General features: G+C 61.8%; 23 protein-coding genes. 9 read left to right on the top strand and 14 right to left on the bottom strand.

The genetic code is table 11. From position 1 onward, the window contains the following. Position 1: 1 nt before the first annotated feature. Positions 2-1402, bottom strand: coding sequence for an MFS transporter (locus FHS06_RS01725; protein ID WP_167047758.1), 1401 nt, complete (start codon positions 1400-1402; stop codon positions 2-4). Positions 1403-1495: 93 nt separating this feature from the next. Here FHS06_RS01725 and FHS06_RS01720 point away from each other — a divergent pair, with 93 nt between their 5' ends. After that, positions 1496-2194, top strand: coding sequence for a GNAT family N-acetyltransferase (locus tag FHS06_RS01720; RefSeq protein WP_167044639.1), 699 nt, complete (start codon positions 1496-1498; stop codon positions 2192-2194). An 89-nt stretch (positions 2195-2283) separates the two neighbouring features. Here FHS06_RS01720 and FHS06_RS01715 read toward each other — a convergent pair whose 3' ends face one another. The 12 genes from FHS06_RS01715 to FHS06_RS01660 form a co-directional block, all read right to left on the bottom strand. Continuing rightward, complete coding sequence (locus tag FHS06_RS01715; protein WP_167044636.1) at positions 2284-2460, bottom strand: hypothetical protein; 177 nt, start codon at positions 2458-2460, stop codon at positions 2284-2286. A 31-nt stretch (positions 2461-2491) separates the two neighbouring features. Further along, positions 2492-4084, bottom strand: a complete 1593-nt coding sequence (locus FHS06_RS01710; protein WP_167044634.1) for a catalase — start codon at positions 4082-4084, stop codon at positions 2492-2494. 141 nt (positions 4085-4225) lie between these two features. Further along, a complete protein-coding gene (gene eccCa, locus FHS06_RS14275) occupies positions 4226-8200 on the bottom strand; it encodes a type VII secretion protein EccCa (protein WP_167044631.1) in 3975 nt (1324 codons plus the stop codon). Beyond that, entirely contained in the window at positions 8197-9192 is a 996-nt protein-coding gene (locus tag FHS06_RS01700) for an RDD family protein (protein ID WP_167044628.1), read from the bottom strand. Before FHS06_RS01700 ends, eccCa begins: the two co-directional genes overlap by 4 nt. Continuing rightward, positions 9189-10562 carry a hypothetical protein gene (locus FHS06_RS01695; RefSeq protein WP_167044625.1) on the bottom strand — a complete coding sequence of 458 codons (1374 nt, stop codon included), beginning with the start codon at positions 10560-10562 and terminating at the stop codon, positions 9189-9191. The genes FHS06_RS01700 and FHS06_RS01695 overlap by 4 nt, the downstream gene beginning before the upstream one ends. A 126-nt stretch (positions 10563-10688) precedes the next feature. Beyond that, positions 10689-10982 (bottom strand): WXG100 family type VII secretion target, encoded by a 294-nt coding sequence (locus FHS06_RS01690; protein WP_167044622.1) that lies wholly within the window; start codon positions 10980-10982, stop codon positions 10689-10691. Between the two features lie 2 nt (positions 10983-10984). Then, positions 10985-11302, bottom strand: a complete 318-nt coding sequence (locus tag FHS06_RS01685; RefSeq protein WP_167044618.1) for a WXG100 family type VII secretion target — start codon at positions 11300-11302, stop codon at positions 10985-10987. Between the two features lie 51 nt (positions 11303-11353). Continuing rightward, positions 11354-12676 (bottom strand): hypothetical protein, encoded by a 1323-nt coding sequence (locus FHS06_RS01680; protein WP_167044615.1) that lies wholly within the window; start codon positions 12674-12676, stop codon positions 11354-11356. Continuing rightward, positions 12673-14007: a S8/S53 family peptidase gene (locus FHS06_RS01675; protein WP_167044612.1), complete on the bottom strand. Its 1335-nt coding sequence runs from the start codon at positions 14005-14007 to the stop codon at positions 12673-12675. Before FHS06_RS01675 ends, FHS06_RS01680 begins: the two co-directional genes overlap by 4 nt. Positions 14008-14010: 3 nt before the next feature. Further along, a complete protein-coding gene (locus FHS06_RS01670; protein WP_167044609.1) occupies positions 14011-14415 on the bottom strand; it encodes a hypothetical protein in 405 nt (134 codons plus the stop codon). 96 nt (positions 14416-14511) lie between these two features. Beyond that, positions 14512-14802, bottom strand: coding sequence for a WXG100 family type VII secretion target (locus FHS06_RS01665; RefSeq protein ID WP_243845235.1), 291 nt, complete (start codon positions 14800-14802; stop codon positions 14512-14514). 37 nt (positions 14803-14839) lie between these two features. After that, entirely contained in the window at positions 14840-15154 is a 315-nt protein-coding gene (locus tag FHS06_RS01660; protein WP_167044606.1) for a WXG100 family type VII secretion target, read from the bottom strand. Between the two features lie 269 nt (positions 15155-15423). Here FHS06_RS01660 and FHS06_RS01655 point away from each other — a divergent pair, with 269 nt between their 5' ends. Genes FHS06_RS01655 through FHS06_RS01645 form a run of 3 tightly spaced genes read left to right on the top strand, consistent with a single transcriptional unit; the run spans position 15424 to position 19413 of the window. Further along, on the top strand, positions 15424-16764 hold the full coding sequence (locus FHS06_RS01655; RefSeq protein ID WP_167044603.1) for an EsaB/YukD family protein: 1341 nt from the start codon (positions 15424-15426) through the stop codon (positions 16762-16764). Positions 16765-16768: 4 nt separating this feature from the next. After that, positions 16769-18103 carry a type VII secretion protein EccB gene (eccB, locus tag FHS06_RS01650; protein WP_167044600.1) on the top strand — a complete coding sequence of 445 codons (1335 nt, stop codon included), beginning with the start codon at positions 16769-16771 and terminating at the stop codon, positions 18101-18103. A gap of 26 nt (positions 18104-18129) precedes the next feature. Further along, entirely contained in the window at positions 18130-19413 is a 1284-nt protein-coding gene (locus tag FHS06_RS01645; RefSeq protein ID WP_167044597.1) for a S8 family serine peptidase, read from the top strand. A gap of 1 nt (position 19414) precedes the next feature. Here FHS06_RS01645 and FHS06_RS14270 read toward each other — a convergent pair whose 3' ends face one another. Beyond that, a complete protein-coding gene (locus FHS06_RS14270) occupies positions 19415-20281 on the bottom strand; it encodes an FHA domain-containing protein (RefSeq protein WP_167044594.1) in 867 nt (288 codons plus the stop codon). A 211-nt stretch (positions 20282-20492) separates the two neighbouring features. Here FHS06_RS14270 and FHS06_RS01635 point away from each other — a divergent pair, with 211 nt between their 5' ends. From FHS06_RS01635 to FHS06_RS01615, 5 genes are read left to right on the top strand one after another with little or no spacing between them, the layout of a single operon-like run. After that, the gene (locus tag FHS06_RS01635) at positions 20493-20765 is read left to right on the top strand and encodes a WXG100 family type VII secretion target (protein ID WP_220476508.1); all 273 of its coding nucleotides are present in this window, start codon (positions 20493-20495) and stop codon (positions 20763-20765) included. Further along, positions 20762-21289 (top strand): hypothetical protein, encoded by a 528-nt coding sequence (locus tag FHS06_RS01630; protein ID WP_167044588.1) that lies wholly within the window; start codon positions 20762-20764, stop codon positions 21287-21289. Before FHS06_RS01635 ends, FHS06_RS01630 begins: the two co-directional genes overlap by 4 nt. Then, complete coding sequence (locus FHS06_RS01625) at positions 21286-21606, top strand: hypothetical protein (RefSeq protein WP_167044585.1); 321 nt, start codon at positions 21286-21288, stop codon at positions 21604-21606. The genes FHS06_RS01630 and FHS06_RS01625 overlap by 4 nt, the downstream gene beginning before the upstream one ends. Next, complete coding sequence (locus FHS06_RS01620) at positions 21603-22346, top strand: hypothetical protein (protein ID WP_167044583.1); 744 nt, start codon at positions 21603-21605, stop codon at positions 22344-22346. Before FHS06_RS01625 ends, FHS06_RS01620 begins: the two co-directional genes overlap by 4 nt. Then, positions 22346-22495, top strand: a complete 150-nt coding sequence (locus tag FHS06_RS01615) for a hypothetical protein (protein WP_167044580.1) — start codon at positions 22346-22348, stop codon at positions 22493-22495. The genes FHS06_RS01620 and FHS06_RS01615 overlap by 1 nt, the downstream gene beginning before the upstream one ends. Positions 22496-22711: the final 216 nt, after the last annotated feature.

The raw sequence follows: 22711 nt of genomic DNA, 5'->3' as shown, positions 1-22711 counted from the left end.
GTTACTCCGGCAGCGAGGGATGTTTTTCTTCGAACGTTTGGCGCGTCGGGATGAACGCTGCGCAGATGAGTGCAAGAAGTGCAGCTATACCGCCGAGAACGAACGAGGACTGGAAACCCCCGGAGCTCGGAATCTGTACGCCGTCGACGACAGCTGCAGAGCTCGCGAGCACCGCCGCGATGATTGCTGCTGCAGTGCTTGTGCCGAGCGAGCGGAACAGGGCATTCAGGCCGTTGGATGCGCCGGTCTCAGACTGCGGTACCGACCTCATGATGAGCATTGGCATCGCTGCGTACCCGAATCCGATCCCGACGCCGATCAATATGTTTGCCACCAAGATTTGCCACACCTCGGCCGAGAACAAGATCGTGAATCCGTACGCGGCCATGAGTGCAATTGCGCCGAGAATCAGCAGTAGTTTGGGGCCGACCGTGCGGGCGATACGCCCCGAAAACGGTGAGAGCACCATCATCACGATGCCCGAAGGCATCACAATGAGGCTTGCGCCAATGAGCGAGAGTCCAAAACCGCCCAAGCTTTCGGGCAGCTCCAAGATTTGCGGGTAAGAAACGTTCGAGGCAAAGAGCGAGAAGCCCATGGCCACCGACGCGATATTGGTGAGCAGTACCGGGCGTCGTGCCGCGACGCGGAGGTCAAGCAGCGGCTCCGCGATTCGTAGCTCGTACCAGCCCCAGACGAGCAGCACGAGGATGCCGCCAATCCCGGTTGCAAGGGTTGTGACCGAGAACCAGCCCCACGTGTTGCCGCGCGAAATCGCGAGCAGCACTCCGATGAGACCGATCGCGAGCCCCGCAGCCCCGGTGTAGTCGAACCTGCCGGCGGTGCGAAGCACGCTGACGGGAACAATCCATAAGACAAGTGCGAAGACGACAGAGCCGAGGGCCGCGGCGACCCAGAACAGCAGGTGCCAGTCGGCTTTTTCGGTGACGAACGCGCTGAGCGGAAGACCGAGTGCGCCGCCCACACCGAGCGTTGCGCTGATCAGCGCAATTGCTGAATCGACGCGGTCTTTGTGCAGCACATCACGAAGGATCGAGATTCCCAACGGCACGACGCCGACGACTGCACCCTGCAGCGCTCGGCCCACGATGATACCCACGATGCCCGGCGAAAACGCGGCGATAACCGAACCCAGCACCATCGTTGCCATCAGCACGAGAACGATGCGGCGCTTACCGTACATGTCGCCGAGACGGCCGGAGATGGGGGTGATGACAGCCGCCGCGAGAAGTGTCGCTGTCACGACCCACGCTGTGTCGTCGCGGCTCGCGTGGAGGAGCTCGGGAAGCTTTGACTGAATCGGAACGACGAGCGTGAACATGAACGACGAGCACATTCCCGCGATTGCGAGAACGGCAACAATCGCGCCTTGGCGTGGCATCCGGGTGAGCCGGTTTCGTTCGTCGTTCCCGTGCGCGCGCATCAGATCAGCTTATGCGTCGTACGAGGGCACTGGCGCTGTCAGACTGTTGTGATGACAGGGCTTCCGGCGGGGATGGCGATCCGCGAACTCGCCACAGTCGACGATGTTGTTGCTGCGGCCGCAGTGCTTCGTGAGGTGTGGCGTACCGACCGTGACTCGGTGCCGACAAACCTCATGATCGCGCTCGCGCACACCGGCAATTACGTGGTCGGTCTTTATGACGACGAGCGCTTGGTGGGGGCATCCGTCGCGTTTTTTGCATCTCCTGCGGCGCGATCGATGCATTCGCACATCACCGGCGTGCTGCCTGAGTACCAAAGTATGGGGCTCGGCCGCGTTCTCAAGCAGCATCAGCGCGCGTGGGCGCTTGCGCGCGACGTCGGCACAATCACCTGGACCTTTGATCCACTTGTTGCCCGCAACGCCCGGTTCAACCTGTCAGTGCTGGGCGCGCGTGCCACGGCGTACGTCGTCGACATGTACGGCCGCATGAACGATGGCGTCAACCGGGGAGACGAGACCGACCGCATCCTGGTGTCGTGGGCTGTCGCTTCGGCGCCCGCGAGAACCCCCGTACAGGTTGCGGCAACCGTCGCTGTTCCCGCGGACATTCATGAGCTCAGGAAGAGCAACCCGTCGGATGCCGCAGCTCACCGTGTGCGCGTGCGCGAAGAACTGCGCACTCACCTCGATGCGGGGCTGATCATCGCTGGGTTTGATACCCGTGGGTACCTGCTCGTCGCTTCTTAGCGCTCACGCTCGCCTTGGGGAGTAGATATGCCCAGCGGAGGAGGGTCGCTGTGAAACTCACCTCCGCACGGCAGATCTCCTCCGGTCGATCAGTCGTCGACGTCGCCCGGGCGAACCTCAGCGTCGTCGCGCACATCCACCCGGGTGACGCCCTCGCGTGGATGGCTGACGTCGATGCGAGGGGCCGCGTCAGACTCTGTCGCGTTGGGTGCGCTCGTCAGCTGGTCGTGGCGCTTTTCGTCATCGGTCATCTTGTCATCGCTCATGTGAACGTGCCTTCCGTTGCGTCGACGCGCGTTACTTCGCGGCGTTGGTGTCTGGTTCAGTGATCGGGTCGGATGCCGCAGCTTTTGCCGCGTCCGGCTGTGCGCCCGGTGCGCCCAGATTCGCCTTCTCCCGCACGAGTTCTTCGATGCTCGCGCCGGTTGCGGCATCCACTGCCTTCCAATACGCGAACGCCCGCTCGAGAACATCGCCCGTGACCCCACCGAGCAGGTGCCCCGCCACTGTCTTTACGAAAGCCGCGCGCTGCTCGTCGTTCCACACATCGCGAACGAGTGACCCCGCCTGCGAAAAGTCGTCGTCCTCGGCGCGCAGCGTGTACGCCTGACGCACCATCGGGCCGTCAGACTCCCACCCGGGATCCACCTCGCCGACGTTGTCGGCGTAGCCACGACCGAATGAGTTCGGTGCGTAGACCGGGTCATCGCCGCGGTGGTCGTAGGCCATTGGGCCGTCCTGCGTGTAGGTGTTGAGTTCGACGTGCGGGCGATTAACCGGCAGCTGCTGGTAGTTCGCGCCGATGCGGTGTCGGTGAGTGTCGGAGTAGGCGAACGCGCGCCCGAGCAGCATTTTGTCGGGCGAGAAACCGATGCCGGGCACGAGCGCCGACGGCTCGAATGCTGCCTGCTCGATCTGGGCGAAGAAGTTGTCGGGGTTCCGATCAAGAGTCATCGTGCCGACCTCGATGAGCGGGTAGTCCGCGTGCGGCCAGATCTTCGTTAGGTCGAACGGGTTGATGCGGTAGTCCTTGGCATCTTCGTAGGGCATGATCTGCACCGACAGCGTCCAGGATGGAAAGTCGCCCTGCTCGATTGAGCTGTACAGATCGCGGCGGTGGAAGTCGGCATCCTCACCCGCAATGCGAGTGGCGTCTTGGTCGGTGAGTCCGGCGACGCCCTGATTGCTGTGGAAGTGATATTTCACCCAGCACTTCTCACCCTCAGCGTTGACCCACATGTAGGTGTGCGAGCCGTATCCGTTCATCTGTCGATACGACGCCGGGATGCCGCGATCACCCATGAGGTAGGTGACCTGGTGGGCGGACTCCGGGTTCAGGCTCCAGAAGTCCCACTGCATGTTGTTGTCACGCAGACCATTACCTCCGCGACGCTTTTGCGAACGGATGAAGTGGGGAAACTTCATCGTGTCGCGAATGAAGAAGACGGGCGTGTTATTGCCAACGAGGTCGTAGTTACCTTCGTCGGTGTAGAACTTGAGTGCAAAGCCGCGCGGGTCACGCCAGGTGTCGGGGGAGCCCTGCTCGCCGGCGACGGTTGAGAACCGCGCGAGCATTTCGGTTTTCACCCCGGGCTGAAAAAGCCCCGCCTTTGTATACGCGGTGACGTCGCCCGTCGTCTCGAAGTGTCCGAAAGCGCCCGATCCTTTTGCGTGCACGTTTCGTTCGGGGGTACGTTCGCGATTGAAGTGCGCCATCTGGTTCAAGAAGTGCACGTCGTGCAGCACGATCGGGCCATCGGCGCCCACCGTCAGGCTGTTGCGGTCGCTCGGCGCCGGCGCACCCGTGTCTGTCGTTGAGCCGAGCTCCGCTTCAGCGGAGGGGTTCGTGGCAATCGAGGTGCGGTCGTTCGATTCGGGAAGCTGAGGCATGATGCTCCTTCGCGCTGGGTCTGCAGTGTCGGCGCAAGTTTCGCGCCAACCACTACAGAATCACCCGACGCTCTGGGGAGGAATGGGGTTGACAGCGTTGCCGCCACAACTCCACGTCCTCTTGCCAGCGTGTGGCCGCTGTCACTTCATCTGTGGTGGAGAGTAGGCCAGCTGGGCCGCTATGAAACCGTGTTCCCGGCTGATGACTTGTGCGCGTCCGGGAGCCGCGGGCACGGCTTTCACTCGGCCGATGAGGGGGCCTTCCTCGGGGTTTCCTCCGAGCAGGATGCCAGTGACGCCAAGGTCTGTGAATCGCTGGATGATGGGGTCATAGGCGGCGCGACTGGCGCCACCCGTCCGACGAGTGATGATGACGTGGAGTCCGACGTCGCCAGCTTGCGCTAGCAGGGGCTGCAGCACGGCCAAAGGGTTCCCCTGACTCGTTGCGACGAGATCGTAGTCATCGACGATAACGAAGCCTTCAGCTCCCTTCCACCAGCTTCGATCGCGCAACTCGGCCGGTGTCACATCGGGACCTGGAATTCGACCGGTGAAGAAGGCCGAGAGCTCAGCGAGACCGTTCGAGGCTGGGTCGTGTGAGGTGAGATACGCGCCGAGGTACTCTTCCGGAATTTCGCCGAGCAGTGACCTGCGGTAGTCGACGGCAAAAATCTTGGCTTCCGACGGGCCGTAGATGCGCATGATCTCTTGCGTGATACCGCGCAAGAACGCCGACTTTCCGGTCCCGGCATCGCCATACAAATAAAGGTGCGACTCTTTGCGTGGGTCGATACCGAAAGGCGCAAGCTGCGCCTCATCGACGCCCAAAAGAATTGTGCGCTCAGCATCCGTCGCGTGGGCGCGCACCTCATCGAGCCCGATGTGCTCGGGAAGAAGGCGGAGCTTCGGCGCTTTTGGCCCCTGCCAGGCCGCTGCGACGCGAGCGATCATGTCTTCGATGCCGTCGACAAGTGCGGTCGCATCGCTTGACCCATCGATGCGCGGAAGCCCCGAGAGCATCTGCAGGCGTTTCGCGCTGAGCCCGCGTCCTGGTTGACCAGAGGGCACGTTTGCCGCCTGCTTTCGGTCGATCTCCGAATCGGTTGGGTCACCAAGTCGTAGTTCGAGCCGCGTCTGGATAAGGTCTTTGAGGCTTGCTCGTACCTCGAGCCATCTGTTTGCTGTCACGATCACGTGAACGCCGAAGCTGAGCCCTCGTGCCGCGATTGTCTGCACTCGTGTCTCGAGCTCTTCGTACTCGGTGCGAAGCGTTGCCCACCCGTCTACGACGAGAAAGACATCACCGTATCCGTCATCGACGGCACCTTGACGGCGGCGAAGTCGGTACGTGTCGATGGAGTCGATTCCAGCGCTCCGGAAGAACTTCTCGCGGTCATCGATGATCGACTCGACCTCCGCGACCGTTCGCCGGACAGCGTCAGCTTCGGTGCGGGTGGCGACACCCGCGACGTGGGGGTGGTTTTGCAAGCCAGTAAAGCTGCCGCCGCCGAAGTCGAGTACGTAGAACTGTAGTTCAAGGGGTGTGCTTGTCAGAGCAAGCGCGGAAACAAGCGTGCGAGCCATCGTTGACTTGCCGCTGAGCGGGCTTCCGACTATTGCCACGTGGCCAGCGGCACCGCCGAGGGACACGACCAGGTTCTCGCGTCGCTGCTCGAGCGGCACATCGACCATTCCGAGTGGCACTGTCAGCGAGCCGAGCGCGCGCCACTTCGGCGAGATGAGGCCGTAGTTCGCATCCACGGTGAGATCTGGCATCAGCTCGTCGAGCGAAGGAGAGTCGCTGAGTGGCGGGAGCCAGACCTGGTGAGCCGCCGGTCCACGGCCCGACATGCGTTCAACAGCGATCTGGAAGTTTGAACGCTCTTCTCTCGGCTGCGAGAGAGCGGGCCGCGCCGGGGTCGATAGTTCGTCAGTGCGGTCGAGTGGTTGCGGCGACGCGGTGAAAAGAGCAATTTGCGTTGCGCTCTCCCCCTGATCGTCGGATGCCGTCGGCCCGACGCCACGCATATTGGTCGTCGGAATTCCCGATACGTATGCAGCTTTGAACTGCAGCAGATTGTCTGTATCGGCCTTGAGGTAACCCACGCCGGGTTCTTGCGGCAGCGTGTAGGCATCGGGAGTCCCAATGATTGTGCGGGACTCCGCCGCCGAGAACGTTCGGAGTCCGATCCGATACGACAGGTACGTGTCGAGGCCGCGGAGTTTTCCCTCTTCGAGTCGCTGCGAGGCGAGAAGCAGATGCACCTGCAGTGATCGACCGACGCGTCCGATATTGACAAAGCTTTCAACAAATTCGGGCTTTGCCGCGAGAAGTTCAGAGAACTCGTCGGCCACGATCAGCAGTGCAGGAAGAGGCGCAAGGTCGGTGCGCCCGCCCTTGCGAGCTTTTTCATAATCCGACACGTTGGCGAAGTTTCCTGCTGCGCGCAGGAGCTCCTGCCGTCGCACGATCTCGCCCTGAAGTGCATCTTGGAAGCGGTCGACGAGCGCGAGTTCGCTGCCGAGGTTCGTGATGATCGCTGAGACATGTGGCATTCCGGCCATGCCAGCAAACGTCGCACCACCCTTGAAGTCGACCAGCACGAAGTTGAGATGCTCGGGGGAGTGGGTGAGCGCGAGGGCGAGCACGAGTGTGCGGAGCACTTCGGACTTTCCCGACCCTGTCGCACCGATCATCACACCGTGCGGACCCATGCCCTGCTGGGCTGCTTCCTTCAGATCGAGGACGAGTGGCACGCCGTTGATGTCTTGGCCGATCGGTACGCGAAGTCGATCGCGCTCTAGCCGACCAGCCCACGCACGGTCGAAATCGATCTCGCGCACATCCGGCAGTCCCAAGAGCTCCACAAGTTCACGCTGACCCTGCAGTGCCCCGCCGGTCTCGGTGAGAGCTGTCGGGTTGGTGTGCAGCGGCATCAGGCGACGCGCCGTCGCTTCTGCCTCAGCGATGGTGGTGGAATCCGCGGTGAACAACTGCGAACCAGTCGTCAGGTCGATGAACTCTGCTTGCCGCTCGGATGCTTCAGCGGCCGGGAGTGCGAGTCGCGCGATTGCCGGATTTTCCAGCTCCGCCCAGTGCTCGGGCAGATCGACGACGGTGACTCCCAGCATCCCGTCGCCACTGACGAGTGGGTTGTTCATCGGCAGGCGCACGCCGTCGACGAACAGGAGAACATGAGGTGAAATGCCACCGCCACGAGCGAAGCGAGGACGCTCGCGGAGGTCCGTCGGCAGCAGATCCTCGAGGTCATCGAGCGAGGACGCGATCAGGCGAGCAGGTCCGAGCTTGTCGCTCGCGCGTGTCGACATGCAATGCGGAAGCCACTTCGTCCACTCCCATGCCGGAGCCTGCGGCGTTCCCGTGAGAACGGCGATGATGACATCTTCGGGATCATGGAGCGTTGCTGCGCCGATAGCCATTGCGCGAGCCAGTGCTCGGACGGCGTTTTCGTCGGAGCCAACGATTTCAACCTTGGCGTAGTTGGTCAGCGTAATTCCGAGTGGGAGCGCGGGTTGCGTTTCATGAGTGAGCATGAAGCGGTGCGCTGCAGAGGCTGCGACCGGGTCCAGCTGCGCGAGTGGGGGAAGTTCTGGCGCCTCGAGAGCGAGCGAGAGCGGCTGATCAGAGGTACCGATTCGGGTAAGAAGAAACCTCTCATCTCCGGCTTCGCGTTCCCACACGCGCGTGCGTTCCTCGGCGATATAGGGCAGTGATGCCGGCGCTGGGGTGATCCATGCGCCGTGTCGGCGCTGTTTCTTCGCTGCTGTCCGCACTGTCTCCCGCAGATCCGCGAGGTACGCGAGGTACTCGCGGCGGTTGCCGAGCACCTGAGCATTTCGCTGGGATCGCTGACGCCAGCCGTTGACAGCGACGAATCCAAGCGACGAAAGCAGAAACATTCCGCCTGTGATGAACCCGGTAGGGCCGGCGTTCGAGACTGTGACCATCACGATGGCGCCGACGCTACCGAGCATGGGGAGCAGCGACGTCAACATGCTGCTGCCTCCCTCGTTGGGAACCAGCTCCGGCGGCGGCTGTAGAACTATCCGCCCGCTGGGTACCGCGGGCGGCTCAAGGCGTGGCCCCTTGTTCACGAGGGATCTCCGATCAGCCGGCTGACGGTAAATACTCGGTTACCCATGCGGATGCGGGTTCCCTCGTCGACGTAGGTGCGTGCATGGGGGCTGAGCATGTGGGGCTCGCTATCTTCGTCGATCAGGTCGGTGCCGTTTGTCGATCCGATATCGGTGATCCAGGTACCTGAACGATCGTGTTCAAGGCGCACATGCGACTTCGAGACGCTCGAGTCCGGATCGCTCACGACAAGGATCGCGTCGGTTGGCTCTGTCTGCTCAGGATCGCGACCCAGGTTGATGGCTACAGGGAGCGAGAACTGTGCCCGCTGGCCGGTGTCGAAAATGAGAAGCAACTCCCCGCTCACGTCCTCGAGTGCGTGCGATTCGCTTGTCTTCGCTTTCATCGGTGCCCCCCACTTTGGGGCTAGCGGAATGTGAAGCGCATCGATCACTGTGCTGTTGTTGTTCGCGCGTCGAGTGATGTGTGAACGTCCTGTGGTGCCAAAGTCCCGAGGCCCGGCAACAACGATCGGTGAAGCCAGCTCTTTCGAGTCCGACTCATCGCCGGTTTCTTGCTGCAGTGTGCTGCGCCGGGGAGCGAGTACGACAACTGTTTGCGCGGCGTAGTCGGCCCACGAGCGCCGCAGCCCGGAACGGTCCCACGCAGCCGAACCCTGCACCACCCATGCTCCGGCCGCGAAGATGATGCCACCGAGAAGGATGAGCGAGCCACGCACGAATGAGCGACCCGAACCGGGAGAAAACGGCGCTTCGACGCGCGCCACGCGGAGACCGAGGAGCGCTTTGCCGGGCCCAGCTCCGGTATTCGCCTGCAGTATCCACAACGCCAACAGGGCTTCGAAGGTCAGGAATCCAGCAAAGACGAGCGACCCCGAGATGGCCCACGAGGTAAGAGAAATCGCAAGCACGATAGCCGCGTCGATGCTAAACGCCAATATTCGCGTGCTGACGCTCGCCGGTGTGCCGACGAATTGGGACGGGAGGGTCATGAGTTCACCATTCCACGCAGGATGTCGATGGTATCGGCGGCCAGCAACGCGGCAGGCAACGATAGGGCGACTGCAATCCATTCGACGGTGTCGCCCAAGCGCGACCAAAACAATGATTGTGCACCGCGGCTCGCGGGAACGACTGCGAAAGCTGTCGCCGCTCCAACCAACAGGCATACGCCGGCGAGTGCGAGAGTCCAGGTTTCAGCTGAGCCGCGGGTCGCCGCATAGATCGCAGTTGTCGCAATCGCTCCGGCTGCCGCGCGCGGCAGCCACCGCACCAACGCGATCGATGAACGCCGAGCTCCGAGTAGGAGTGCGGTCACTGTGGTCACGGCTAGCGCAATTCGTCCCGACAGCACGAGGGGATCTGAGGATTCGAACGACGAAAGCGCGAGCGGCGCGCACAACACCGCAGCGATACTGAAGACGACAGTCCCGGCCACCAAACGTCCTGTCGAGCGAGCAACAAGGTCGCGAGCGTCGATCGCGGTCACGGAGTTGATCTCGTCTGGGAGAGTTTGGCGCACGCTCCAGCGGGTGGACTGGTATCGCGCATAGTCGATGAAAACGCCCGGGGGAACATCGACGAGCGTTGCTGTCAGTACACGCAGCGCGACGGGTGCGAGCCCGAGCGTTATGGCTGCGGGGGTCTCGATATTGAAATGCAAAAACAGTGCTGCTGCCCAGACGGCGCTAAGAATGAGCAGTATCGCTGTCGTCGCAGCAAGCTCCGCGCTGATTGCAGCGTCCCGGCTTACGAGACGGAGGACACCCGCCAGCACCGCGGCGAAGAGCAGCCCAACAAATACTGACGCGATCGTGGTCGCCGACGGCAAGTTAGGCACAGCCGCCACGCCAGCAGCGAAGGCGAGAAGAAGGATGCTGATAATCGCTGAACTGTTCCGACGGCTATGTGGGGTAGCTCGGACGGCGAAAAAGACCCCGGCCGTCGCGGCTCCCGTGGCTGCCACGAGGCAAAGTCCCGCTCTGACACCTTCGTCGAACGCACTCGGCAATAAGAGCACGAGCGCCGCGATCAGCACTCCGATCGCGGTGAGCGCCCACCACGGGCCAACGGCCGTCGCGCCGGAGACGAGTGCGAGACGTCGACGCGAGCGCGTTGTCGCGGCACGTTCTGAGAGATTGACGAGCACAAGAACGGTGCCATCCGTGAGGTCCTTGGCGCGTGAGAGTGCGCTGACTTCGCGGCCGCTGAGTTCCACGATGACGTCGCGTCCCGCATGCGCTGCAATTCCTACAGTCCGGAAGGCATCGCTGAGCGTCGCATCGAGTGGGAGGAGCAGATCGTGGCGATTCTCACCATCCATGATTGCAACGCGGCGGCGTTCAACAGTCTCGGTGGGCATTCGTTATTGAATCTCGTGATGGCGGATCATGCGTGTTCCATTTCTCCGCACGATCTCGTCGCGGTTCCCACAGCGTAGCGGCTGACGCTTGCGCCTGCGGAGCGCTGCTGGGGCTGATGGGGCACGCTAATTGTGGGTGAAGAGTTTGGCGGAGTTTCGGTCGGTCTCGACGTAGTTTTCCGAGATTTGCTCCGTCGCTGTCGCGATACTTCCGAGCAGGCTTTTCATCTGCTCGAATGTCGTCGACCACTCCCTGTGGGCGTTGTCGTAGGCAACTCGCGCAGCGCCATCCCACGATCCACGAAGGCGAGCCGCTTCTTGTTCCAGGCTTCGGAGCGCCGCTTCGATTCGCTGCGACTCGCGCCGGAGTTCGCCAGCTGACGCGGTAAGTGCTTCTGGCGAGACATTGAGATCTGGCATGACTACTCGCTTCCCATCATCGCGCCGAGGCCACCGATGGTCGTCTGATGGTTCTCTTCGAGCGCACTCTGATCGCGGTGTGTGAGTCGAAGCGCTTCTTCTAGCCGCACGAGGGTGAGGTTTATTCGTGCCGCTCCCGCGGTCCACGTGTTCACCATTTCGCCGTACGCGCGCGCCGCGTCCCCCGACCAAATCGCCTGGATTTGATCCAATTCAGACCGCACCCGATTTGTGCTGTCGGCAATATCGAGGTGAGCGCCAGAGACAGCCTCGGCGCCGCGAACCAGTGCGCCCTCTTGAGCTGAGATTTGTTCACTCATCTTTTCCCCCTCTGTAGCGAAAACCGTCTAACGCGATCGGAACGCACATCACTACCGCCCACCAGCGCCTGCGTTTTCGGACCGCGGCCCCAATTCGTCATCGTCATCGATTTTCGGCGCGATCGGGCCCCCGAGACCGCGTCCCTTCTTCTCAGCGCGGCTGCCCGCGTTGCCGGGCGCGCCGCCGCCACCTCCGGCCATGCTCGTGCCGCTGCCGCGGGCACCCATCCCTTCGGCGGCGGCACCTGCTGAGGCGCCACCACCGCGGGCGCCGAGCAGCCCATTGCTAGATGAGCCGGCGCCTGGTGCGCCGCCAGCATTTGCAGTGAGACTGCTTCCGAATGCGCCACGTCCAGCCGCGCCAGCAGACGAAGAACCGATGCCTCCCGCGGTCGACGAGCCGATACCGCCCACGCGGCCAAAGCCACCGGCTGAGGCGGCGCGCTTGAGGCCTCCCATCGCGGCCGCGCCCCCCGCACCTGCCATCAATCCCTGCGTAAGACCGCCACTGGAAGAGTCAGAAGATCCACCACCGATGAGGCCGTGCCCCGGAGACGTTGAGAAGCCCGGTGTGGACGTTCCACCAGACATTGGTCCGTCGGGCGTCGGTGCAACAATGATCGGCGTCTCGGGAGAGATGTACGTGGGAGTTGTTGGGGAGAAGTGTTCGACGCCGGACTGGCCACCGCCGGTGTAGCCGGCACCGCTGCCCCCGCCGTAGCTAATACCGGTCGGGGGAGACGCGGGGGGCGCTCCGAAGTCCGGGTAGTTGTCCACGCTTCTGCTGCCTTCTCCCGGAACTGGCACGGGAGAAGGATCCGTCGAACCTTGCTCGACATCAGACTTTGCTCCGTCGAGCACCGGCGGAGCAGGGAGCGGATTCGGTTCGGGAAGCGCATCTAAGGCGTCGCTCACCTCAGCTACTGCGGCTTTCGACTGTTCTTCACGCTGTGAACCAAGGAACCAGTTCATGGCTTGGACGGCGCCCTCGCCAGCGACGAAAGAAATCGGCCCCATCCAGATGGTTGCGCCCGCCGTAGCGCCTCGAACGATTGCTTCCTGTCCGGAATCGAGCTGTCCTGTGCCGAGCGCTTGTAGACGATCTGATGCGAGGTTTCTAATGCGGTTCGCCTGTGAGACGAACTCCTTGACCTGAGCTAGATACTGCTCAACGCGCGCAGCCTCGGTGGCCGCTTGAGCCATGCTCTCTGACGCTGCGAGGCCTGTGGCGCCGGTCAGCCCATGATCGCTCGAAGCGCGAGTGAGAATCGGGCGAAGATTAGATAGTGCACTATCGAGCTCGGCCTGCGACGGGAGATCCCATGAATCTCCACCGTGCGCCAGGTTACGAAGTCTCTCTTCCCATGTGCTCATTTTTTTCCCCCGGTGATGTTCTTCTTGCGCCGCGTGATGAGAACGACGACGAGAATGGTCGCTGCGATGAGCGCGATGACGAGGACGATGCCGCCGATTATGGTTGCAAGAAGCCAGCCGGGCATCTCTGAATCAGTTTCCGCGGGGACCTCGACCGCGGCGGGCGTTGCTGACGCTGACGGCGTCGGCGCTGTGCCCGACACGGCGGCAACCTGTTCCGCGGTCGGCGAGCCCCAGGGTTTGTCCATAAGCGGGTTGTCATCCGCATACTGCGAGGGATCCTCGCGTAAGAGATGTGTCAATGAGGCTGCGCCGTACCCAAACCCACCGACCGTGTCACGTTCGAGAGCATGATCGTCGGCCCAGGTGTTGTGGATCAGTGACTGAATGAGTTGGTTTCCGGTCGCATCCGGATACTTCTGTTTGGTGAGGGCCAACATCCCTGCGACGAGCGGTGTTGCAAGCGAGGCACCCGTTGCCGTCGGTGAAGAGTCCCAGCCGGATTGGCCGCCTATCGTAGAAAAATTGACGCCGAGTGCGACGACAGTGGTCGCCGGGAAAGTCACTGGGTCGAATGGCTCTGTGTCTTCAGTTTGAAGATTGGTATCGGCATCCATGGCGTTGACAGCAACGACGCCATTGAAACTCCAGGGGAACTCATCAACCGGCTCGATCGCGGAATTGTCCGTTGACGCGACGATGACGACGCCGGTCGCGATCGCTTCGGAAATGACACCTTCATCGCCTACATCGAAGTTTGTCGCACCCATGGAAATAGAGATGACATCGGCGCCGTCGTTCATGGCGCGTTCTATTCCCCACCCCATGCGGCTCAGCCGTTGATCGGTGGCCTCTTGTGGCACTCCGCAATCTTCAGTTCCTGCTGCGTCTCCGCGCCCAAAACCGTAGAACGTCACTTCGGCCTCAGGCGCGATGCCTCGCACTGCCCCTTGGCCCTCGCCATTGCCGACGAGCAAGGCCGTGCTCGTCGATCCGTGGCTCGCGCCGGTGTTCCACTGCGTCGATGTCGCCGATCCTTCGGCGCAAATCGGAACCTCACTGATGGTGAGGTTTGCGTCCGCGAACACAGGAAGCTCGGGATTGATCTGGTCATCGATGACGGCAATCTTTGTGCCGGCACCTGTCCAACCCTCGGACTGTGCAGCGGGCACCCCGTACGCGTCGTACCAGTACTGAGAGCCGTCCGCCGCGTTGGCTGGCAACGCCGCTCCTGCGGCGAGGGTCGCGCTCAGTGCAACAGTTGCGCCGACGGTGCTCAGTCTGACGCGCCTATGCGTCGCGATTATGCGAAGAAGAATTGAGCGGGGCACGGCTTAGAAAGCTCGTTTTTCGGAGGACCCGCTCGCTGGTGCAGCGGACGACGTTGGCGCGGGTGATGAAGATGGCGCGGCGGAGGCGGCGTCAGCCTGAACGATGCTGTCGATAACAGCATTTCCTCGCGCAGCGGCTGTTTCGCTCAAGCTGTCAGTTTCTTGCAATCGCACAACAGCCTGACCGAGTGCTTCGGCGTTTTGGGCAACAGCCGACCGGATGTAGTTCGTGTGTGAGGCCATGCTCAGTGCCGCGTTACGCAAGCGCGCCGTGACTCGCGCGGCCGCTAGCTCAGTGCTGTTGCCGAGAACTTCGAGCACTGCACCCGGGTCTGGCATTCCTGAGCTCTGCTCGCTCAGACGGGATGAGTAGTGGGCGGCGTTGTCGCCTTCGATACTGATGCGCATGTGCGGGATCGTGCTTTCAAGAGAATTAAACCGGGACCGGGCCGGCGCCCGGTTGCAGCTATGCATACCGGCCACCGGCCCGAACGGGAGGTAGTGCTACGCGGAGAAACGACCCGCTGCGGACTTGTCTGTCGAGACGTATCCCTGCGACATCTCTTCGGTTTTGGCTGAGATCTGCTCGAGAAGTGTGTTGAGGGCGGTCAGCGACTGGGTCCATTTGCGCTGGGCCTCGTCGTACGCGGTCTGCGCTTCACCGTTCCATGAGGAACGAAGCTTTCCGACCTCGGATTCGAGCTGCTCGAGCTGAGACTTGATTCCGTTCGCGCCGACGCGGATTTGTCCGGAGAGAGCGATGACCTGTTCTGGGCGAACTGACATTGATTGCATGAAAGTACCTTTTCTTATTCCCTGATCCGCGAACGGGTCAGGACCCCATCATGGACGACAGGCCAGAGATGGTCTGCTGGTGCGACTCTTCCGACGCGGCCTGGTCACGCTCGGTGCCAGAGAGGGCATCTTCGAGAGTGACGAGAACATCGTTGAGCTTCGTGGTCTCTTGGTTCCAGCGAGCCATTAGCTGTGTGTAAGACCCGGCTGCGGCGCCCGTCCAGAAGCCAGCCACCTGCTCGATCTCACCGCGGACCTTCTTGACCTGCTGGTCGATACCGGCCTTCGCCGTGTTCACTGCTTCGGCGCCCCGCTTGAGCGCGCCTTCTTCAGCGGAAATCACATCTGCCACGACATCCCCCTCTTCGAATCCCCTGTAACGGGCTTCTTCCGTTGGCCGCGACCCATTGCGCGTGTGAACCAACAGTCTGAACGCTATGTAACCTCGTTCCGTTTCGGCAAGCCCTTGCGCCGCATGAAAATGAGAATGTTCTCATGTAGCCGCGCTGGCAGCGTGGATTTAGATAGCTGTCGCCATACTCAAGCCCGACGTAACGTGAACACTAGACTGACCGGATAATCCGAACAGCACCACCGGCGATGCCGAGGAGAACAAGAACTGTGGCACAGATCATCAGTGCGTCCAGAGCTCTACTTCGCATTTCCGTGCAGAGCGAAGGACGCCGACTCGACATCGGTGTTCCGGCCCATGTGCCCCTCATCGAATTCATGCCCGGTTTCGCGCGCAGCCTCGGAGTTCTCGACCCGACCTTGACGTACGCGGGCTACGGGCTGCAGCGAGCGGATGGGTCAACCCTCGATGTTGCGCAGGGCGCTGCTGCGCAGTCCGTTGAAGACGGCGCGGTACTCACGCTCACCCGCGGCGGGCTGCTTGCCCAGCCCCGGGTGTACGACGACATCGTCGAAGCGGTAATCGACGCAACTGGGCGGTTGAACAAGCCGTGGACACCGCAAGACAACGCGCGCACAGCCCTCGCGGTGAGTCTGACGCTTCTCGGTCTGTGTGCGTTGCTTCTGCTGGCCGCAGGCCCGTCATTGTCGCTGGGCGCCCTGATGTCGGGAGGAGGAGCCGTCGTTCTTCTGGTCATTGCGGCGGTGATTTCCCGGCTCGGACAGGTGGAGGCGGGGCAGGGCTTTGGCATTGCAGCGGCAGTATTCGCGAGCCTGACTGGATACCTTGTGGTGCCGGCAAGTTTTGATCTCTGGGGCTGGCCGCTCGGTGCTGCCGGGCTTGCGATGATGCTCTCGGCTGGGATCTCGCTCGCGCTCCTGCCGGAACGATCTGACGTGCAACTTGTGCCCCTTGTCGTAGGCGGCGTCGTCGGCGTCACAGCGGTTTTGGCTGCACTCCTGCCGGGAACGAACGCGGCGCCGTTCGCTCTGATGATTGGAATTGTGGCAACGCTCGGCGGATCATTGCCGTGGCTCGCGCTGAGTTCAACCAGGATCCGCGTGATTTCGCCTCAGAGCGATGCGGAAATGTTCGATGACCCGGCGCCGATCAACGCCGAGGATGTAGCTGAGCGCGCGGTACGGGGGCAGCGCATTCTCGTTGCTCTTCGCATCTCTCTGGGTATCGCGGTGCTCGCGGCGACTCCGCTGGTCGCGGCGCAAAGCCCGCTCGGTGCACTGCTGTGTGCGCTCGCCTTTGTGAGCATGATGTTTCCCGCGCGGCAGGCATTCGCCCGAAGCAGTGTCCTCGCGGTCATGGTCTTGGCCACTGTGGGGCTCGCAGTTTCGGGCCTGACAACGTCGATCACGCAGCCTGACCTGCGGGTCATTCTGATCGTGACGGTCGCTGTTGCGGCCGTACTCGTCGTGACCTTGACGGTGCTCTCTCCAAAGGCCCGAGTCAGAATGACCCGCCTGGCAGATGTAGCCGAGCTTGTTATCTTGGCGGTGCTGTTGCCTATTGGCGTGATTGCTGCCGGGCTGGTCTGACGAGATGGCGACGAAGAACGACCTGATCGAAGCGCAAACTTTCTCTCGGAGACGTCTTCTCACAGCTTTTGTGAGTGGCGCACCGGGCGGCAAAGAACTTGAGCCGAAGGCGCCGCTGCGCGCTGTGATCGCGGCCATCGCACTCACTGTCGCAGTCGTCTTGGTGGGCGTCTTCTGGGGCTTGATCAAGCCGGGTCTTCCGAACGGCTGGGACAACGGCACGCTCATCGTCGTCACTGACACCGGCGCGCGCTTTGTGACTATTGAGGGTTTTCTGCATCCGGTCGTGAATACGGCGAGCGCGCGACTGTTGCTGCCATCGAGCGGCTTTTCTGTCATCGCGACCGATCAATCCAACCTTTCTGGAGTGTCGCTCGGAGACACGTTGGGGATCGTCGGTGCACCTGACGAATTACCGGCCCCCAGTGCGTTGCAAAACTCTGATTGGAGTGCGTGCGTCACGGACGAGGCGGACATTGATCTTCGGCTGGGCGGAAGCTCGGCGGTCGAAACGGATGGCAAAGCGGTGGTTGTCGAATCTGACGGCGATCGATACGTCGTAGACGGAGAAAAGAGTTACGCCGTCGCCGATAAAGACAGTGACGCCATCTTGCGCGCCGCGGGAGTTACGGCACTTAACCCGGTTGAGGTGTCGGTTGAGTGGCTCAATCTCTTCACCCCGGGGACAGAGCTTGCGCCCGTCACGGTCGATGGTGCCGGAAAATCTGTTGCCGGCACCGACCTTCTCGTCGGTGATGTGATCAGTGTGGAGGGAGCCGACGAGTCCGAGCGCTATCTCGTGCAATCGTCCACGTCGCTCGCAGTGTTGACCCCCATCGCGTGGCAGCTGTATCAATTGGCCTCGGGCGCAAGCAGTGAGGTGACGACAGTGGCAGCCTCAGAGGTCTCTGGGCTTGAAACTGCGGCGCGTCCGGTGGGTGGCGAAGACTGGCCGGCTGGCGGATTCGAGTCGATCGAGGCGGATCAGCGCCCATGTGCGCTCCTGCAAAGCGATTCCTCGGGCGTGCGTACAGTGCTCGCAACTCAGCCCGCAAGCGACGCAGTCGAGGCTGGGGTGTCGGTTGAGCCAGGAGCCGGCGCTCTTGTTCAAGCGGGCGGGCGAGGCGAGCAGAGTACCGGCATCCTGACTCTCATCGACGCTACTGGCACGTCGTTCGCCCTGCCAGGTGCGACAGAAGAGACGGTAAATCGTTTGGGCTATGACATCGATGACATCGGGGATGCCGGGGATGTCTGGGTAGATCTGTTCACGCAGGGTCCTGCCCTAACTGAGGCCGCCGCCGGGATCTCTCCCTCGGTTGTGGCGAGCGACGAATGACGCGGATTGCCCGTTGGGGTGGGGCAGTGGCCGTCGCCGCACTGTGTATTAACGTGTGCGCCGCGACAGCGGCGCAGGCGGTTCCCCTGGCCGCGGTGGCGCAGGACCAATGCACTGCGTCAACCCGGATTGATCAACCTGTTGCGGCGTTGGATCTCATGCAAAGTGGACTTGCGTGGGGAATCACCCGCGGTGAGGGCGTGACGGTTGCGGTCGTCGATTCGGGCGTCAACGTGAAAAATCCGCATCTTGCGCGCGCAGTTTCCGGGGGCATAAACCTCGTTGGAGACGGGACGGATGCCTCTGGCTTCACGGATTCTTACGGGCACGGCACCGCGATCGCTGGCCAGATCGCGGCGCGTGAGACGGATGGGTCAGGGGTTGTTGGCCTCGCGCCCGAGACACGAATACTCTCAGTGCGCGTATTTGCAGGCACCGGTTCGAATCAGGTTGACGCGGGCTACGGCCCATCTGCTGAGCGACTAGCCGAAGGTATCCGCTGGGCAGCAGACCACGGGGCCCAGATCATCAACGTTTCGATGAGCACGACTGTCGATGAACCGTCGTTGCACGCAGCGGTGACGTATGCACAGGGCGTGGGAAGCCTGGTGGTCGCGAGTTCTGGCAACCGAGATTCGACACTCGCGGTTGAAGAAGACGATGCTGACGGGTCCAGATACCCCGCAGCCGACCCGGCAGTGTTGGGAGTTGCGGCTACCGACGAGGATGGGATTGTCACGGAGGAAAGCATCCACGGCTCTCACGTGGCTGTCAGTGCGCTTGGACAAAACGTGCTCACCACATCGGCTGCTGGAGGCGATTGTGTCTACGCGTCTGACGCCCCAGCAACCAGCTTCGCGACCGGTTATGTCTCGGCTGCCGCCGCGTTGGTTGCCGCCGCGCATCCCGATGAGACACCGCAGCAGTGGGCGTACCGCCTAAAGGCGACTGCAGTTCGCCCGATAGCAGATCAGCGAAACGACTCTTCGGGCTGGGGCGTGGTGCAGCCTTACGAGGCAATCGCGCTGATCCCGGGCGCAGGAATCGAGGGGCCCTCGTCACCATTCGGAGATGCCGTGACGGACGAGGATCTCGGCGCGAGCGTCGAGCCTGTGCGGATCGTCAATGAGGAACAGCCGGATGCTGAGGCGCTGCGGATTGGTGGCGTGATTTCGGTCGGAGCCCTTGTTCTACTTGCGATCGCTGGCGCACTCGGAGTCTTTCTCGTTCGTTACCGTGCACGCGTGAACCCGGCGACGCGACGTGAAGGGCGCGGTCTATATAACGATGGTGCTCCGCCGCGGACGTAGATCAGGCGCGCGGTCGGCTCACGCTGAGGGCAGCGTCGCCCAAAAGGAAACGCAGGTTCACTGGCAAGGTCGATCCGGGGGCGAGAGCAGTCTCGGTTCCGTCATCCGCAAACGTTGAAACGCCGTTTGTGGATTCCAGGTCGGTGATCTGCCAACTCGTCCCATTCCATTGGAGCCGCGCATGGTTTTTCGATACCGTGCGTCCCTGGTCGTCAATCGCTATGCACTGCTCGTTGGAATCATCGGACGTCGGCTTTCGGCCCAAAAGGACACTGCGCTTTGTCACGGCAACTCGCTCGCCTGACGGGAGGAGGAGCTCCCACGCTCCCGGGGAACGAACGATCATGGTGGATTCGTCGCTTTCGCGGAGTGCTCTTCGGGTGAGTGGCGCGTCGGGCTCACGAGTTCCGGCTTGAGCAGACGCTTTGTGGGGGATCGCCGCCACATTGGCGATGACCGGAGCCTCGGCATCCGAGGGCGAAAGGTTCTCAACTCTCGAAGCAGTCACTGGCTGAGCTGCGGCGATAGCCCACACCGGGGGCAGTACGACGGCGAGGGCCGTGAGTCCCGCTGCTCGGCCCGAATCAGCGCCTAAGCGGTGTGCCGCGATTGCTTTGAGTACGAGGGCGTAAACGTTGACGACAGGAATGAGAAATAACGCGGCGCGTGTCGGATCTTGGCCGCCCAATCGAAAAACTTCGGCTTCGTTGAGAATGGGAACCCACGCACGCCAGACGTCGGTTTCGTGGCGCGCGAATAGGCGTGAAAGTGAAAGGGCGTACCACACGTGCCAACAGCCGAGGAGGGATACAGCTACGAGGGCTCCAGCGAGAGCAATAAGCGCCGCTGCTGCTGATCCATCTGTCACTGGTTCATCATGCGTCGGTCAGGCATTTTCGGCAAGTTGTCGGCGCGAAGATTTCGCCCCTTGCAGTTGCGCTTCGAGATGTGGATAACTTAGTTTCACAATCTCCGACCTTTGTTAAATTGAGGTCGGCCGCATCGGAGCTTTTTCCGATGCCAGTCATGACCTAGGGGGTCGCAAGTACGTGTCGGCATCGAATGCGGGAAATTATTCAATGGGCACGGAGTCGATGAGGGGACTTCAGAGCGCGCTATCGGGAGCAGTGTCAGGGATTCGGGGGGATCTCGATGCGCTGCAGGCGCGGCTCGATGTGTTGAGTACGGAGTGGACTGGCGAGGCATCCGCCGCGTATGTGGCGGCACAGTCCGAGTGGAACGCGTCGATGGCACGCTTAGAGCGAGTCTTGCAGTCGGCGTCGGGTCTTGCTGGTTCGGCGGTTGATCGACACCTCGAAGCGCGTGAACGGGTGGCTGCGCTATGGAAATGACGAACAACGAATTTGCCGCGGCTCACGAAGACCGCCTCAAGGCGAGCTCAGACTTACGCGCGCGCGCGACGGCACTTCTCGCCTCTGCCGAAAAGCTTCAGTCGCAGCTGAGCGATGCCATTTCCGAATCGAATGGGTACGCGGTGAAGCTAGCCTTCGATTCCGAAGGGGTGCTTGATTCTGTTGAGGTTGACGACACGGCCCGGCGGCGCATGTCCGAAGAAGAGTTTCTCGCCTCAGTGAAGGCTGCATTTGCGACCGCCCCGTTGCCTCGCTCGGCACTTGCGCGGCTCGTCGGTAGTCCTGACATGATGCGGAGCCTTCGAGAAGACAGGGGCGCTAAGCCTTTCAAAGAATTCATCAGTGTCGACAGGACCATCACGCTCACGGCGCTGTTGGGTCGACCCATTGGGGTCAGCGCTCAGCCGGGGGTCTTGTTAGCGATGTCGTCGAAAGAATTCAGTGAAACTGTCGTGCGGTTGGCGCGGAGCGCCGCCTCCGAAGAGGAAGAAGAACTTTCATGAGCGATGTCGTCGTCAATATCGACGTGATCACCGATGATGCCGAGAACATGTGGGAAGACGCGAGTGAGCGGCTCATTGATGCAAAGGGTGCGCTACCGGAGATTGCGACGCCAGACTTCTCTAGCGCGTTCGATGCCGCCGCCCTGTCCGCGGCGTACAACGGAGCGGTCAAGGCGCTCAGCGCGTATCTCGACGGTGGTAGCACCGAGTTTCTGAAGTTTGAAAAGAACCTTCTCGAGGCGGCGATAGTTTACGGCGAGGCCCATGGAATGACCGACGCTGAGATCGCAGCGCTTGAAGGGGAGATCGACGTATGAGTTTTGTCGACGACATGAAACACGCCATCGAAGACGCGCTCAACCAGTCAGACGAAAATCTGGACTGGATAGCGCAGAACGGGCCCGTGATCATTGATCACCTGCTGAACGTCTACCTCGCGGCGTACCCGGTCATGGGCTTCGCGGTGAACCCGATTGCTGACCGTGCCAAAGAGGAATTGGCCAAGGCAGTCGAGACCGGAAGAGAGGGAGTCGAACTCTTCCGGAAAGAGATACAGTTCGTCGGCAGCCCCGACAATCTGCGTGCCGCGGCAAGCGTTATCGACGACAAAGTCATCGCCGCAACGCGTGAGCTCGCATCGCGATTGGTGCTCGGAAATATCCCCTCAGCCCTGCCGTCGAACTACTCGGATGGCATCGCGAGCGAGAGCTATGTCGCGGCTATCGATGGCCGCGACGCCGCAGTCCAGGGGGTTGAGACATACTCCTCGCCGATCTCTGGAGCGCTCGGCGAACTCGCCGACGAAATCGAGAGTTACTACCGCAGCTTGCGCGACATGGCCCTGTCGTTGCTGGGACTCATCATTTCGATCGTCGCAATCATCGTCGGCTGGGAGACGATCGTGATCGGCGTGCTCGGCATCATTGGCGCGGTGATCTCTCTGGTAACTCTGGTCTTCTCGATTGTCGACCTCGTTGACTCAACGAACTCGGTTCGTGAGTCTGTCGGCGGTGCCCTAGAGGCTGAAGTTCCGGCATGGCCGGCGGTGTTGGCGTAATGGCCCGCGCTCCGTGGGATCGTCCTGGCGAGTCAGCCGCGACTCGTCGACTGCGCATCTTCATCTTCTTCACCGCAATTGCGTGCGGTGTGGCCGGTAGTGCCGCTGTTATTTGGTTCGTCCTGTACACGTTCCGCTTTTACCTCTAACGCCCATAACGAAGCTGAGGCACTTTTTGTCTTACACGAGTTCTTTCACATGCGTGGCCGCCGCTGACTCAGCGCCGGAGTGCGCGTAATGCGGGCTCCGTGGGATGGGCCCAATGGGCGAGCGCCATATCGCGGCTTTCGTATCTTCGCTTTCTTTTTTGCGATTGCAGCTGGCGCCGTGACGATCGGGCTCTTCATTTGGTTCGTCCTATACAC

This window comes from Microbacterium halimionae, from assembly GCF_011761265.1.
Classification (GTDB): Bacteria; Actinomycetota; Actinomycetes; order Actinomycetales; family Microbacteriaceae; genus Microbacterium; species Microbacterium halimionae.
Note: the sequence above shows the minus strand (reverse complement) of the source record. Positions and strands in the feature narration are given on the sequence as shown.